Origin of the sequence: Mycobacterium sp., from assembly GCF_049673265.1 — a bacterium.
Classification (GTDB): Bacteria; Actinomycetota; Actinomycetes; order Mycobacteriales; family Mycobacteriaceae; genus Mycobacterium.
Window position 1 is genome coordinate 1 of sequence record NZ_JBATXN010000358.1, and the last position, 14,151, is coordinate 14,151.

The following is a 14,151-nucleotide window of genomic DNA, read 5'->3' on the forward strand; positions in this document are numbered from 1 at the left end:
GGCCGGTCAGTCCGGTTTTCAGCAGGCGACAGGTTCTGGCCGGTGGCGCTGCTCTCGCCATGTTCGGGATCACCGGCTCTGCCTGCAGTTCGCCTCCCGCTCCGCCGGCCGTCGACGAACTCGAATCACAGTTGAAACTGGCCCGACACGACAGCGAGCTGGCCACCGCCGCGGCCTCCGCTGCCGCCAAGCCGGTCAGTGCAGCGCTGACCGAGGTCGCTGCCGAACGCACTCAACATGCGCAGGCGCTGGCTACCGAAATCACCCGCCTCGCCGTCAACCCGACGTCCAGTCAGACCACCAGCCCGACACCCACCACGTCAGCCGCGGCGGCGCCTCCACCCACGTTGTCCGACGTGATCAATTCCCTGCGCGGGTCCGCGGCCAGCGCCAGTCACTTGGCGACCACGTCGTCGGGTTATCGGGCGGGGCTGCTTGGCTCGATCGCCGCCGCGTGCACGGCCTCTTACAGCGTTGCATTGGTGTTTTCAGGATCGGCGTCATGACATCGGCCGAGCCGTCGCCCGCCGACTCCGCGCTGTGTGCCGCGCTGACCACCGAACACGCCGTGATCTACGGCTACGGCATCGTGTCGGCGCACTGCGAACCCGACCAGAACAGCCTGGTGTCTTACTCGCTGAGCCAGCACCGCCAACGTCGCGACCAGGTGATCGCGATGCTCGGCGGCCGATCGGTCAAGGCCCCGGTGGCCGCCGCGGGCTACCAGTTGCCGATGCCGGTGAACAACCCAACCGACGCGAACAGGTTGGCCGCGCGGATGGAAAAGGACACCGAGGTGGCCTGGCGCGCGGTGCTCGAGCAGGCGCAGACGCCAGAGGATCGCACGTTCGGCGTGACCGCGCTGACTCAGAGCGCCGTGTTGGCCGCCCGCTGGAATCAGGTGCTGGGGGTCAACCCGATCACCACGGCGTTTCCCGGCGCCGACTAACCGCCCGAGACCGCAACCGTGATGTCGGTGGCCAGCGCGGCGCCGACCGCCAGTTCGCGAGTCTCGCCGGTAAACCGATTGCGCAACTCGACCGTCCCGTCCGCCCAGCCGCGACCCACCACGACGATCCACGGCACACCGAGCAGCTCGGCGTCTTTGAACTTCACCCCGGGCGAGGCCTGCCGGTCGTCGAGCAGCACCTCGATGCCCAGCCGATCCAGATCGGCCGCCAGCGTGGTTGCCCCGCTGCGCGCCTGCGCATCCTTGTTGGCGATCACCAGATGCACGTCGAACGGCGCGACTTCGGACGGCCATCGCAATCCCAGGTCGTCGTGGTGTTGTTCGGCGATGACCGCCACTAGCCGGGAGACTCCGAGACCGTAGGAACCCATGGTCAGCCGCACCGGTTTGCCGTCGTCGCCGAGCACGTCGACGGTGAAGGCATCGGTGTATTTGCGCCCGAGCTGGAAGATGTGACCAATCTCGATGCCCCGGGCCGATACCAGCAGGCCGGCGCCGTCCGGAGACGGATCGCCGTCGCGGATGTCGGCGGCCTCAATGGTGCCGTCGGCGGTGAAGTCGCGGCCCGCGACCAACCCGACGACGTGCTGCCCCGGCTTGTCGGCGCCGGTGATCCAGCTGGTGCCGTCCACCACCCGCGGGTCGACGAGATAACGAACATCGTTGGCTTGCAGCGACTTCGGTCCGATGTATCCCTTCACCAGGAACGGGTACTTAGCGAAGTCGGCGTCGTCGAGCAATGCGTACTCGGCGGGTTCGAGCGCAGCGCCGAGCCGCTTCTCGTCGACCTCGCGATCACCGGGAAGCCCGATCCCCAGCAGCTCCCAATCGCCACCGGGTTGGCGCACCTTGAGCAGAACGTTCTTCAGGGTGTCGGCCGCCGTTACGGTGCGACCCAGGTCGGCGCCGTTGGCCCACTCGACCAAGGTCGCGATGGTCGGGGTGTCGCCGGTGTCGTGGACGACCGACTCGGGCAGTCCCTCGATCGGCAGGGCCTCCGGGCGGGCGGTGACCACAGCCTCGACGTTGGCGGCGTAACCCGACTCCAGGCACCGCACGAAGGTGTCCTCGCCGACTGGGCTCTCGGCCAGGAACTCTTCGGACGCCGACCCGCCCATCGCACCGGATACCGCGGACACGATGACATAACGCACGTGCAGGCGGTCGAAAACCCGCTGGTAGGCCTCTCGGTGTGCGCGGTAGGCCGTCTTGAGCCCGTCGTCGTCGATGTCGAAGGAGTAGGAGTCCTTCATCACGAACTCGCGTACCCGCAGAATGCCGGCCCGGGGTCGCGCCTCGTCCCGGTACTTGATCTGGATCTGGTAGAGCGCAAGCGGAAAGTCTTTGTAGGAGCTGTACTCCCCTTTCACCGTCAGCGCGAAGAGTTCCTCGTGGGTCGGCGCGAGGAGATAGTCGTTGCCGCGGCGGTCTTTCAGCCGAAAAATGCCGTCGCCGTACTCGGTCCAACGGTTGGTCGTCTCGTACGGCGCGCGCGGCAGCAGCGCGGGAAAAAGGATCTCCTGCCCGCCGATCGCGTTCATCTCTTCCCGCACGACGCGTTCGATGTTGCGCAGCACCCGCAACCCCAGCGGCAGCCAGCTGTACAGGCCGGGCGCGATCGGTCGGATGTAGCCGGCCCGGATCAACAGCTTGTGGCTGGCAATTTCGGCGTCGGCGGGGTCATCGCGCAGCGTGCGCAAGAACAGCTCGGACATCCGGGTGATCACAGCGGGCCAGCCTAGCGGCGATCGCGAGCGCGGCTGAAAGCCGGGCGAAGCGGGTCGGCGCAATCAGCACAGCGGCGATCGCGAGCGCGGCTGAAAGCCGGGCGAAGCGGGTCGGCGCAATCAGCACAGCGGCAGGCCGGCTTTACGGATGCGACGCGGTCAGGTGCCCGGAACTACAGCTCGCCGGCGTCGATGGCGTCCTTGACTTCCTGCGCGTGCGCCACCTGCTCGGCGGTGTAGCCGATGAGCAGGGAAACTGCGCCGACGACGACGGCCACGCCGGCCACCCACAGCAGACCGTAGGTGTAGCCGTGGTCGAGTGCATGCAACTGCACCTTGTTCATGTTTTTCACCGGGCCCGTGGTGCCACCCAGGTACAGCGTGCGTGAGGTGATGACGGCCTGGATGATCGCCAACACCACAGGGCCACCGAGGTTTTGCAGCATCAGGGTGATCGCCGAGGTGGGGCCGATCCGATCGAAGCCGACGCCGGCGATCGCCGAGAGCGCCAGCGGGATGATGATCATCCCGATCCCGATCCCGCCGACGGTGATCAGCACCACCAAGTCGAGGTAAGGCATGCTGCCGTCGAGCGTCGAACCGTAGAGCATCGCGCCCAGCAGCAGGATCCCGCCGCTGATCACCACGACCCGAGGCGGGAACCACGACACCAGCTGCGAGGAGCCGCCCATGCCGATGCCCAGCGCGATCGCGAACGGGATAAAGCCCACGCCGGCTCGCAGTGCGCTGTAGCCCATGATGTCCTGCACGTACAGCCCGATCAGCACGGTCAGGGTAAAGAGGACGCCGCCGCCCAGGAAGATGGCCACGAAGGTGGCCAGCCGGTTGCGGTCGAAGAACAGGTCGAACGGGACGATGGGGTTCTCGGCAGTGCGCTCAACAAGGGCGAACGCGATAAAAGCAGCCACGGCCACCACACCGGAACCGAGGGTGATAAACGAGATCCAGCCCTGCTCGGGTCCCATCGAGAACGCGAAAACGGCGGCGGTACAGGTCACCGTGGCCAGCACGGCTCCGGCGGCATCGAGCTTCATCCGCTCCCGGTGGGTCTCCCGCAGCGTGGTGCGGGACAGATAGATCATCACCAGCCCGATCGGCACGTTGACCAGGAACGCCAACCGCCACGACACCTCGGTGAGCGCACCGCCGACCACCAAACCCATCACCGAACCGACACCGGTCATCGCGCCGAACACCGCCATCGCGGCGTTGCGTTGAGGCCCCTTCGGGAAGGTGGTAGCGACCAGCGCCAAGCCGGTCGGCGAGGCGATTGCGGCCCCGATGCCCTGCAGTAACCGGGCGGTGACCAGGGTGAAGTCGTCCCACGCGATACCGCACAGCGCGGAGGCGATGGTGAACAGCGCGACGCCGACGATGAAGGTGCGCTTCCGGCCGATGGTGTCGCCCATGCGGCCACCGAGCAGCATCAGACCACCGAAGGTCAGCACGTAGGCGGTGATCACCCAACTACGGCCGGCGTCGGACAGACCGAGCTCATTTTGGATCTTCGGCAGCGCGACGATCGCGATGGTGCCGTCCATGGTCGCCATCAACTGCATCCCGCCGATCGCGATGACCGCGGCGAGGAACCGCCGCGACAGCCACCACGTCGGATACGACTTGTTTGTGGGACTCACGGCGGCCTTGGCTGAGTGCACTGGGGGCATATGAACTACTCGCTCCGAGGGTTCAGACGTCCATTTGTGGACAGCCCGCTCTGCATCGTTGAGAGCCGTCATAAGAACTTACCCTACAGTAATCTTAGGAATCTTTTAAACGCCGAACGCCGCTACCGTACCGATCACGATGATCGCTGGGGGTCGAATTCCCTCGGAACGGATCTTTTCCGAAGCGTCCGCCAGGGTGGCCCGCAACGTCTGTTCTGCGACCGTCGTTCCCTGTTGAACCACCAGCACCGGCGTATCTGCAGGTCGGCCGCCTTTCAGCAGCGCTTCAGTGAAAAGCTCGATGCGTTCCACCGCCATCAGCAAAACAATGGTGCCCGACATCGCCGCCAATGCGTCCCAATTCACTAACGATTCGGGGTGTCCCGGCGCAAGATGTCCGCTCACCACCACGAACTCGTGATTCAAGCCGCGGTGAGTGACCGGAACACCTACCGACGCGGGCACCGCTATGGCACTTGTCACACCTGGCACGACCGTTACCGGAACGCCGGCCTCGACGCACGCCAGCATTTCCTCGTATCCGCGGGCGAACACGAACGGGTCGCCACCCTTGAGACGCACCACAAACCGTCCGGCTCGGGCCTGCTCGATCAGGACCGCGTTGATGGCGTCCTGGGCCATCGCTCGTCCGTAGGGAATTTTCGCGGCGTCGATCACCTCGACGTGCGGGGGCAGCTCGGCGAGCAGCTCCGGCGGCGCCAGCCGGTCGGCGACGACGACGTCGGCCTGGGCCAGCAGACGCCGGCCGCGGACGGTGATCAGTTCCGGATCACCGGGCCCGCCGCCGACCAGCGCCACCCCACCACGTACGACGTCGCTGCTTTCGAAGCTTTCTCCGGTGATGACCCCGCGCTGCAGTGCCTCGCGGATCGCCGAGCGGATGGCCGCCGAGCGGCGGTGCTCGCCGCCGGCCAGGACGCCCACCGACAGCCCGGCGTAGTCGAACGTCGCCGGGGTTACCGCGCTGCCCTCGACCGCAATGTCGGCGCGCACGCAGAAGATTCGATGCCGGTCAGCCTCGGCGACCACCGCCGAGTTCACTTGCGCGTCGTCGGTGGCCGCGATGGCATACCAGGCATCCTCCAGGTCGCCATCGCGATAGTCCCGCAGCGACAAGGTGATTCGGCTCATCGCTTCGACGGCGGGGGTCGCCGATCGGGTGATGACGTGCACGTCGGCTCCGCTGGCGACCAGTAGCGGAAGTCGGCGCTGAGCAACATTGCCGCCGCCGACCACGACGACCCTCTTGCCGGTTAGCCGCAGGCCGGCCAAATATGGGTTCTCGGATGACATCAGCGGACGACTCTCACGGGTGCCCCGCGAAACCGGGCTTGACCATGGGCACGTGCGGAACTCCGTCGTCGACGAAGTTATCGCCGTCGCGGACGAACCCGTGCTGCGCATACATGTCCGTCAAGTAGATCTGCGCGTCGATCCGGCACGGATAGTCGCCCACCTCGGCCAGCACCGCGCGCAACAGCCGGGTGGTGTGGCCTTGGCCGCGCGCGCTGCGTTCGGTGCACAGCCGACCCAGCCGAAATGCCTTCTGCCCGCCCGCGTGTTCCTCCATCAGCCGCAGCGTGCAGATGATGCCCTCGCTAGCGGGGGGACCCCCACGCCCCGGGTCCGCCAACCAGAAGTGCCGGGTTTCGGCGAGCAGATCACGCCCGTCCAGCTCGGGATATGGGCGGGCCTGTTCCACCACGAACACCTCAACCCGCAACTTCAGCAGCGCGTAAAGTGTCCGCACGTCAAGGTCTTTGGCCCAGGCGCGGTGCAACTCCGCCGTCATGATCCGCCCTCGGGCCGCAGTTGCAGTGCCTTGGTGCTCCACGACCACACTTCCTCGAACAGCGCCGGCTCATTCGAGAGAGTTGCTCCCAACGACGGCACCATGTCTTTCAGGGTAGGCAGCCACGCCTGGTATCGCTCGGAGAAACAGCGCTGCAGCACGTCAAGCATCGCCGATACCGCGATCGAGGCTCCCGGCGACGCGCCGAGCAGACCGGCGATACTGCCGTCGTCGGCGCTTAGGACCGTGGTGTCGAATTCAAGGACGCCACCTCTGCGCTTGTCCGGCCGGATCACCTGCACCCGCTGACCCGCCGTCGTCAACTCCCAGTCGGAATCCATAGCGGCGGGGACGAATTCGCGCAGTGCATCTATTCGGGCCGGCTGCGACAGCCGCAGCTGGCCGATCAGGTAATTGACCAGTTTCAGCTGAGTGACGCCGACGCCGACCATGGTCTTCATATTGCCCGGCCGCACAGATCGTGGCAGATCGGTGATCTGGCCGTGCTTAAGAAATTTCGGCGACCACCCGGCGAACGGCCCGAACAGCAGCCAAGGCTTGCCGTTGACGATCCGCGCGTCGAGATGTGCCGCGGTCATCGCCGGAGCGCCGACCGCGGGCAAGCCGTAAACCTTCGCTCGGTGCATCGCAGTGATCGCGGAATTGCCGCTGCGCAAGAACTTTCCGGCGATCGGAAAGCCGCCAAATCCCTTGGCTTCCGCAATGCCGGACCGCTGCAACAACCGCAACGCCTGCCCACCGGCACCGACGAAGACGAATCTTGCGTTCAGCTTGCGGTTTTCGCCGGTTCGGCGGTTGCGGACGGTTAGCGTCCAGCCGCCGTCGCGCTGCCGTGACAGCCTGCGGACCTCGTGGCCGAACAACACGGTCGCGCCGTTGCGCACGCTGTAGCCGATGAGTTGTCTGGACAGAGCACCGAAGTCGACGTCGGTGCCATCGTCGGCCCAATCCAGTGCAATCGGTTTGGAAAGGTCGCGTTTGGCCGCCATCAATGGCAGCCGCCGGGCGAATTCGTCGGCGTCGTCGACCCATTCGCTGCGGGCAAACAGAGGGTTACCGGCCAGCGCCTTGTGGCGTCGGCGCAGATAATCGATGCGATCGACGCCCTCCACAAAGCTCACATGTGGAACCCCACGCAGGAAGCCACGCACGTCAGGCAGCATGCCGGTTTCGGCCGCATACGCCCAGAACTGTCGGGTGACCTGAAATTGCTCGTTGACGCGCACCGCTTTGCTGACGTCGATCGAGCCGTCCGGCTGTTGCGGGGTGTAGAACAGCTCGCAGAGCCCGGAATGCCCGGTGCCGGCGTTGTTCCATGCGTCGCTGCTTTCGGCCCCGGCCGCGTCCAGCCGCTCGACCAGGGTGATCGACCAGTTGGGCTCCAGCCGCCGCAACAACGCACCGAGGGTGGCGCTCATGATCCCCGCCCCGACCAACGCAACGTCGGCCTTCGCTGCAACCTGCGGGTCTGACACGGAGCTTGTTCATCCTTTGCACTCGAGCGGCTGTGCCGGTGCCCAGGCTATCGCTGACCAGCGAGCTAGACCCGGCGGGACATCGCACGCTTTAAGCTGGCGTGCGTGACTGGCTGGCAGCCCGATGTCTTACCCGGCTACTGGCAACTCACCATCCCGCTGGGTGACGATCCCGACGGCGAGGGCGATGTCGTCGCGACACTGCTGCGCCGCGGCGACGCTGCGCCGGCCACCGAGGCCGTCCTCGCGGTGCACGGGTACACCGACTATTTCTTCCACACTGCGCTGGCCGACCACTTCGCCGACCGCGGGTTCGCGTTCTATGCGCTCGACTTGCACAAATGTGGGCGGTCGTGGCGGACCGGCCAAACCCCGCACTTCACCACCGACCTGGCCCGCTACGACGCCGAGCTCGACCGCGCGCTGGAGGTCATCCGCGAGCAGACCGGTTCGGCGCGGGTGCTGGTGTACGGCCATTCCGCCGGTGGGTTGATCGTGTCGCTGTGGCTCGACAGACTGCGTCGCAGACGCAGCAGTGGCGCGACCACACGCGCGGGCGTGACTGGGCTGGTACTCAACAGCCCATTTCTGGATTTGCCCGGACCGGGGGTGCTGCGCTGGCCGACGACGGCCGCGCTGGTCGCGGCGATCGCGCGAACCGGTGTAAAACGGGTCGCCCGGTCCCCGACTGAAAATATCGGTGGTTACGGCGCCAGCCTGCACCGCGACTACCACGGCGAGTTCGACTACAACCTGCATTGGAAGCCGCTGGGCGGCTTCCCCATCACCTTCGGCTGGTTGCGCGCGACCCAGCGGGGCCTGGCGCGGCTGCATCGCGGGCTCGACGTCGGCGTGCCGAACCTGATCCTGCGGTCAGATCACAGCGTTGCCGAAACCGCGGACCCAGTCGCCTTGCAATGCGGCGACGCGGTTCTCAACGTGGCGCTGATCGCCCGCTGGGCCGGCTGCATCGGCAACCGCAGCACAATCGTTCCGGTGACCGACGCCAAGCATGACGTGTTCTTGTCGATGCCACAGCCTCGGCAGGTGGCCTACCAACAGTTGGACATTTGGCTTGATGACTACCTCGATGTAGAACGGATGGCCGACAGATAGTATGGAGACCTACGACCTCGCGATCATCGGAACCGGTTCGGGCAACAGCATTCTCGACGGCCGCTACGGGCGCAAACGGGTCGCGATCTGCGAGCAGGGAACGTTCGGCGGGACTTGCCTGAACGTCGGATGCATCCCCACCAAAATGTTCGTTTACGCCGCCGAGGTCGCCGAAACGATCCGCACCGCCTCCCGTTACGGCGTCGACGCGCACATCGACCGGGTGCGATGGGATGACATCGTCTCGCGCGTTTTCGGGCGCATCGACCCGATCGCGATCAGCGGTGAAGACTACCGGCGGGCCTCCCCCAATGTTGATGTCTACGACGGGCACACCCGGTTCGGCGCGGTCCAGCCGGACGGTCGGTATCTGCTGCGCACCGACGGCGGCGACGAGTTCACCGCCGACCAGGTGGTGATCGCCGCGGGCGCGCGACCGGTGATCCCGCCGGCCATCATCGAGTGCGGGGTGCACTACTACACCAGTGACAACATCATGCGGGTAGCCGAGTTGCCCCCGCACCTGGTGATCGTCGGAGGGGGTTTCGTCGCAGCCGAATTCGCACACATCTTCTCCGCACTTGGTGTGCGGATCACTCTGGTGATCCGCGGCGGCGCCCTGTTGCGCCACCTCGATGACACGCTGTGCGAACGGTTTACCCGCATCGCGTCGACCAAATGGGAACTGCGTACCCACCGCAATGTGATCGGCTCCCATGAGAACCGTTCCGGCATTGTGCTGGAGCTCGACGACGGTTCGACGCTGGGTGCCGACGCCGTGCTGGTGGCGACGGGGCGGATGCCCAACGGCGATCAGTTGGACGCCGAGCAGGCCGGCATCGAGGTCGACTACGGCCGAATCGTCGTCGATGAATACCAACGAACCTCGGCGCGTAACGTTTTCGCGCTCGGTGATGTGTCGTCGCCGTATGAGCTCAAGCACGTCGCCAACCACGAAGCGCGCGTGGTGCAGCACAACCTGCTCTGCGACTGGGACGACACCCAAGCGCTGGTGACCACCGATCACCGTTACGTTCCGGCCGCGGTGTTCACCGATCCACAGATCGCCACCGTCGGGTTGACTGAAAATGAAGCTGTCGCACAGGGTTTCGACGTGTCCTGCACCATCCAGGACTACGGCGGCGTCGCCTTCGGCTGGGCGATGGAGGACACCACGGGCATCGTCAAGCTGATCGGTGACCGTGGAACCGGGCGACTGCTCGGCGCACACATCATGGGGCACCAGGCCTCGTCGATCATCCAGCCGCTGATCCAGGCGATGAGCTTCGGACTGCCTATCCAGCAGATGGCTCGCGGCCAGTACTGGATTCATCCGGCATTGCCGGAGGTCGTCGAGAACGCGCTACTCGACCTGTGAGGCGCGGCGGGCTAGGCAGCGCTGGTTGACGACAAACCGCCAGGCTTGCTGTCGACCGACCAGAGGTGACCGCACTCGGGGCATTGCAGGTGCAGTAGCCAGGCCTGGTTGCTCAGCAGGAACTGCCAGTGCACGCCGCAGTTCCGGCTGCTCTGACACTCGGCGCAACCGACGCCGTGCTTGCACTGCGGGCAGCCGAACCACGCGCGGCGGCCCCGATCAGCGGTGGGGTCAATCGGGAACACGGCCGGCCACCCGATCCGGAAGCACTCCCGCGGCCACTAGATCGTCGTAGATTCGTTGCTGTTCGTCGTCCAGGTCCGAGTACAGCATCGCGTAGGCGCGATCCTCCTCGGCCAGCACCGCCAGCGGGTCCCAGTCCTCCCCGATCGCCTCCAGGACGGCGGCCCGCCGCCGCGCCTCGTCGAGGGTCAGGTCGTATGCGAAGTCCATACGATCAGGCTCAACAGCCACCGGTTCTCCTGTGCCAAGTTGTCGATTGGGCTACCAGGGTCGGCGGTGCCGGCCGCACTCGGCAATGGCCTCTGTCACATTCGGTACTTGAGATTGGTCACAGCTACGCCGTTCGCGGCTGCCCCGGATTTACCACCGGGGCGGGGCGGCTCCCCTGCCGAAGCCCCATGTCGACTGTCCAAGTCTTGGTTTGCGCGGGTTGTCGGTCGGTTGACGTCGGAAACGTTGCGCCAAAATTGTCTCGGCGTCGGTTCCCTCGACCAGTGCCAGGCACGGGCTGCTGAATTCGCACGCCCGGCAGTGCTGGGCGAATGTCGGGTAGATCGCCGGATTGCTGGTCATGTCGATTGCCTCAGCACCGATCAACATCGCAACCAGGCCGATCTCGGCCCGGGTACGGCGGATGCGGGTCCGCCGCAGTAGGCCTGCGGTGCGTTGCTCGACGCGATTCGTGTCGTCCGTTCGCGCCGTTCGGGCCAACATCCGTCGGTGCTGCGGGATTGACCGACCACCGCCGCTTGGCTCGCTTTGCCGAACCCGGTACGACGCACCAGTTGCGGCGCGATCGGCTGCGGGCAGATCCAGCGGGCCGCTGATGCGGACCTCGTTGTGAATGGTGCCCGAGATCTCCATACCCAGGTATTCCTGCTCCCAGGCCCAACAGCCAGCGACGGCCACCTCATCGCGGATCAGCGCGTCCAAGTCCTGCCAGTCGTCGACGATCTGGTGGCGGACGACCCAATACTCGTCGGCGGCATCCACCGCCAGCAGATCGATCCGGCATGTGTAGATCACCGGGAATCCATCGGGGATCGTCAGCCCACGTTCGGGGTCGCGCGGGTCGGGCACGAGCGGCTCGACGTCGTGGTCGATCTTCACCGGTGCGAAGTCGTCAATGGTGCTCGCCCACGCATCGTAGGAGTCGAGCAGCGTCGTTGCGGTCTTCAGCGAATCGGGCTGGCCAGCATCGTCGAGTGCACGTTTGACGGCCTTGTGCACGAGTGATTGCTTCAGTTCGTGCGGCCAGTCCCACGTTCCCGGGTAGTAGTAAACGGCGAGCGCTTCTTTGATCGAAGCCGTTAGGGCGGGATCTACGGCGCCGACGGGTGCAAGACCACGGCGATGCGGTGACGCGAAATCCCACTGCCGACGGCACCGTTTGAATTGGGCCCGGTCATTCTCGGTAATCCGAAAGTCCATCACGTGGCCCGCCGCTCAGTGAAAGTGTGGCCACGGCTGTTCAACCGGCCAGCGACAGCGATCGGCGCTGCTTTGCATCGACTCCAACTCCGCGAGTAGGTCATCGAAGAACACCCGTAACCGTTCTGGCTCGTCGAGCGGCCAGGCTGCGGAGAACGACATCCACACATCGGGTTCGGGCCTGCCCGTCGGTCGGGCATCGGGTAGCACATCGCCGACCGGCACGATTTGCCAGTCGTACTCGTCGCCAGATCGCTGGAGGTACACGATGTCTTCGCGATCGGGGCGCATCGCCTCGATCGAGGCCAAGAGCTCGTCACGGTCCATTGTTCGCCCCGCCGCTTCAGGATAGCCCCGCTACGTTGGCAAAACCCAGAGCCCGCGATCGCGAAGGTATCCAAACATTGAGTTGCGCCCCCCGGCGCCTTGGGCGGTGTAGAACGGTGCTCATGGGGCTGTCAGGCGTCAAGGCTCCGGGACGTAGCGGTGATTAGCCGTGCATGAGCTGTCACTGTGCGAGGCGATCGCCGGTGTGATCAAACCGTACGCCGACGGTCGCCATGTCGACGTGGTTCGCGTCCGGATTGGCGCGCTGCGCCAAGTGGTTCCCGAGTCGCTGTCCTTTTGCTGGACGCTGGTCCGCGACTACGAAGACATGCCCGACGCCGAGTTGGAACTCGAATGGGTCACCGCCGAGGTGACCTGCCGTTCCTGCGGCCACCAGTCGGCGATCACCTCGCAGTGGTCATTGCTATGCCCGCGTTGCGAAAGTGCCGATGTCGAGGTGCTGTGCGGCGACGAGTTCTTGGTGACGTCATTGGATGTCTCGTGAAAGGTACTGGCGATGGGTAGATTTCATCGGCACGATGGCGGAACAGAACACACCCACGAGCACGGCGACCAGCCGCATAGCCACGCCGGCGACCACGGCGATCACAGCGGTTACGAGACCGGCTCCCAGCGGATCGACGTGCTGGAGGCGATCTTTGCCGAGAACGATATCCGAGCCGGATTTAATCGAAAGTTATTTGAGCACAATGGGGTTCGCGCTATTAATTTGATGAGCTCCCCCGGCTCCGGCAAGACGACGGTGCTGAGCGCAACGCTCGACGAACTGGCCGATGATATCGCCGTAGGGGTGATCGAAGGCGACATCGCCACCGACCTTGACGCCGCCAAGCTCGGCGGCCGCGGCGCCCAGATATCTCTACTGAATACCGGCAACGGATTCGGCGGCGAATGTCATCTCGACGCACCCATGGTCAACCGCGCCCTGCAAGGACTGGATTTAGCTCACCTGGATCTGGTGATCATCGAAAATGTCGGAAATCTGGTATGCCCGGCCGAGTTTGACGTCGGCGAGCACGCTAAAGCGATGGTTTATTCGGTCACAGAAGGTGACGACAAACCATTGAAGTACCCGGTGATGTTTCGCGCCGTGGACGTGGTACTGCTCAACAAGATCGACCTGGTGCCGTATTTGGACGTCGATGTCGACTCGTATATGGCCCGCGTTCACGAGGTCAATCCGACGGCGACGATTTTGCCGGTCAGTGCCCGCACCGGCGCCGGGATGTCCGCCTGGTTCGGCTGGCTGCGACGATTCATCGCCGACTCAGCCGTCTGAGCTCTCGGTGACGCATATTTCGGGCGCGGCTGAACCGACAGCGGGAAATCCCTTGGCGGGCAACACATGCAACTGATTCGCAAGACGGCAGAAATGTTGCTGAGCGGCACGCACCAATGATGGCCCCCGACGGCGATCGAGGCCTAAGAATACGCCGGGGCTGACGAAATCGCGCCGAAATCCAGAAACCTGTTCCAGCTCTCCGGATTTGCCAGAACTTCGTTGACAAGGCAGTTCGGCGGGAGTAGACCGAGAAAATAGCGCCGCGTCAAGCGGGGTCAAGGAAGCGGCCTCAAGCGGCGTCGGGGCTCCGGGGGTTCCAGCCCGGCCCCGAGAGGCTGCATTATGCCAACAGAAGCAGCAGTCAAAGCGGAAGAAACATTGATCCACGTTCTATGGATCAATGCGGGTCTCAGTTGTGATGGCGATTCGGTGGCGCTGACTGCCGCCACCCAACCCAGCATCGAGGAGATTGCGCTGGGCGCGCTCCCCGGTCTGCCCAAGATCGCCGTGCACTGGCCACTGATCGACTTCGAATGCGGCCCCAACGGCGGGGCCGACGATTTCCTCGAGTGGTTCTTCAAGGCCGATCGCGGTGAGCTCGAACCGTTCGTGCTGGTCGTGGAAGGTTCAATTCCCAACGAAGCGCTCAAGAGCGAAGG

14 protein-coding genes and 1 pseudogene are annotated in these 14,151 nt (G+C 65.0%); 7 read left to right on the forward strand and 8 right to left on the reverse strand.

The genetic code is table 11. The annotated features are described in order from the left end of the window. Positions 1-35 precede the first annotated feature (35 nt). Together WBF82_RS12320 and WBF82_RS12325 are read left to right on the forward strand one after the other, a co-directional pair. Positions 36-506 (forward strand): hypothetical protein, encoded by a 471-nt coding sequence (locus WBF82_RS12320; protein ID WP_424383319.1) that lies wholly within the window; start codon positions 36-38, stop codon positions 504-506. Beyond that, positions 503-949, forward strand: coding sequence for a ferritin-like domain-containing protein (locus WBF82_RS12325; RefSeq protein ID WP_424383306.1), 447 nt, complete (start codon positions 503-505; stop codon positions 947-949). The genes WBF82_RS12320 and WBF82_RS12325 overlap by 4 nt, the downstream gene beginning before the upstream one ends. Here WBF82_RS12325 and WBF82_RS12330 read toward each other — a convergent pair. The 5 genes from WBF82_RS12330 to mqo form a co-directional block, all read right to left on the reverse strand. After that, positions 946-2,697, reverse strand: coding sequence for a proline--tRNA ligase (locus WBF82_RS12330; RefSeq protein WP_424383307.1), 1,752 nt, complete (start codon positions 2,695-2,697; stop codon positions 946-948). The two genes, WBF82_RS12325 and WBF82_RS12330, sit on opposite strands and share 4 nt — an antisense overlap. Before the next feature lie 173 nt (positions 2,698-2,870). After that, entirely contained in the window at positions 2,871-4,385 is a 1,515-nt protein-coding gene (locus WBF82_RS12335; protein WP_424383308.1) for an MFS transporter, read from the reverse strand. A gap of 105 nt (positions 4,386-4,490) precedes the next feature. Further along, on the reverse strand, positions 4,491-5,699 hold the full coding sequence (gene cobA / locus WBF82_RS12340; protein WP_424383309.1) for a uroporphyrinogen-III C-methyltransferase: 1,209 nt from the start codon (positions 5,697-5,699) through the stop codon (positions 4,491-4,493). A 13-nt stretch (positions 5,700-5,712) separates the two neighbouring features. Further along, the gene (locus WBF82_RS12345; RefSeq protein WP_424383310.1) at positions 5,713-6,198 is read right to left on the reverse strand and encodes a GNAT family N-acetyltransferase; all 486 of its coding nucleotides are present in this window, start codon (positions 6,196-6,198) and stop codon (positions 5,713-5,715) included. Further along, positions 6,195-7,694 carry a malate dehydrogenase (quinone) gene (mqo, locus tag WBF82_RS12350; protein WP_424383311.1) on the reverse strand — a complete coding sequence of 500 codons (1,500 nt, stop codon included), beginning with the start codon at positions 7,692-7,694 and terminating at the stop codon, positions 6,195-6,197. Before mqo ends, WBF82_RS12345 begins: the two co-directional genes overlap by 4 nt. Before the next feature lie 105 nt (positions 7,695-7,799). On the opposite strand from mqo, the gene WBF82_RS12355 reads away from it, so the two are divergent. Continuing rightward, on the forward strand, positions 7,800-8,810 hold the full coding sequence (locus tag WBF82_RS12355) for an alpha/beta hydrolase (RefSeq protein WP_424383312.1): 1,011 nt from the start codon (positions 7,800-7,802) through the stop codon (positions 8,808-8,810). A 1-nt stretch (position 8,811) separates the two neighbouring features. Continuing rightward, positions 8,812-10,188, forward strand: a complete 1,377-nt coding sequence (gene mtr, locus WBF82_RS12360; protein ID WP_424383313.1) for a mycothione reductase — start codon at positions 8,812-8,814, stop codon at positions 10,186-10,188. Between the two features lie 231 nt (positions 10,189-10,419). On the opposite strand, the gene WBF82_RS12365 is transcribed toward mtr, so the two are convergent. From WBF82_RS12365 to WBF82_RS12375, 3 genes are all read right to left on the reverse strand, one after another. Further along, a complete protein-coding gene (locus tag WBF82_RS12365) occupies positions 10,420-10,641 on the reverse strand; it encodes a DUF6400 family protein (RefSeq protein ID WP_424383314.1) in 222 nt (73 codons plus the stop codon). A 150-nt stretch (positions 10,642-10,791) separates the two neighbouring features. Beyond that, complete coding sequence (locus WBF82_RS12370) at positions 10,792-11,862, reverse strand: hypothetical protein (RefSeq protein WP_424383315.1); 1,071 nt, start codon at positions 11,860-11,862, stop codon at positions 10,792-10,794. Positions 11,863-11,877: 15 nt separating this feature from the next. After that, positions 11,878-12,189, reverse strand: coding sequence for a hypothetical protein (locus WBF82_RS12375; RefSeq protein WP_424383316.1), 312 nt, complete (start codon positions 12,187-12,189; stop codon positions 11,878-11,880). A gap of 169 nt (positions 12,190-12,358) precedes the next feature. Between WBF82_RS12375 and WBF82_RS12380 the strand changes: the two genes are divergently transcribed. The 3 genes and pseudogenes from WBF82_RS12380 to WBF82_RS12390 all read left to right on the forward strand — a co-directional run. Next, positions 12,359-12,694, forward strand: a complete 336-nt coding sequence (locus tag WBF82_RS12380; RefSeq protein WP_424383317.1) for a hydrogenase maturation nickel metallochaperone HypA — start codon at positions 12,359-12,361, stop codon at positions 12,692-12,694. A 12-nt stretch (positions 12,695-12,706) separates the two neighbouring features. After that, the gene (gene hypB, locus WBF82_RS12385) at positions 12,707-13,489 is read left to right on the forward strand and encodes a hydrogenase nickel incorporation protein HypB (protein WP_424383318.1); all 783 of its coding nucleotides are present in this window, start codon (positions 12,707-12,709) and stop codon (positions 13,487-13,489) included. Between the two features lie 345 nt (positions 13,490-13,834). Further along, positions 13,835-14,151, forward strand: a pseudogene (locus WBF82_RS12390) (hydrogenase expression protein HypE); the annotation flags it as partial.

Coding starts and splice junctions, on each gene's coding strand:
- WBF82_RS12325 (WP_424383306.1), top strand. CDS start 503: ATGACATCGGCCGAGCCGTCGCCCGCCGACTCCGCGCTGTGTGCCGCG.
- WBF82_RS12335 (WP_424383308.1), bottom strand. CDS start 4,385: ATGCCCCCAGTGCACTCAGCCAAGGCCGCCGTGAGTCCCACAAACAAG.
- cobA (WP_424383309.1), bottom strand. CDS start 5,699: ATGTCATCCGAGAACCCATATTTGGCCGGCCTGCGGCTAACCGGCAAG.
- WBF82_RS12345 (WP_424383310.1), bottom strand. CDS start 6,198: ATGACGGCGGAGTTGCACCGCGCCTGGGCCAAAGACCTTGACGTGCGG.
- mtr (WP_424383313.1), top strand. CDS start 8,812: ATGGAGACCTACGACCTCGCGATCATCGGAACCGGTTCGGGCAACAGC.
- WBF82_RS12365 (WP_424383314.1), bottom strand. CDS start 10,641: ATGGACTTCGCATACGACCTGACCCTCGACGAGGCGCGGCGGCGGGCC.
- WBF82_RS12370 (WP_424383315.1), bottom strand. CDS start 11,862: ATGGACTTTCGGATTACCGAGAATGACCGGGCCCAATTCAAACGGTGC.
- WBF82_RS12375 (WP_424383316.1), bottom strand. CDS start 12,189: ATGGACCGTGACGAGCTCTTGGCCTCGATCGAGGCGATGCGCCCCGAT.
- hypB (WP_424383318.1), top strand. CDS start 12,707: ATGGGTAGATTTCATCGGCACGATGGCGGAACAGAACACACCCACGAG.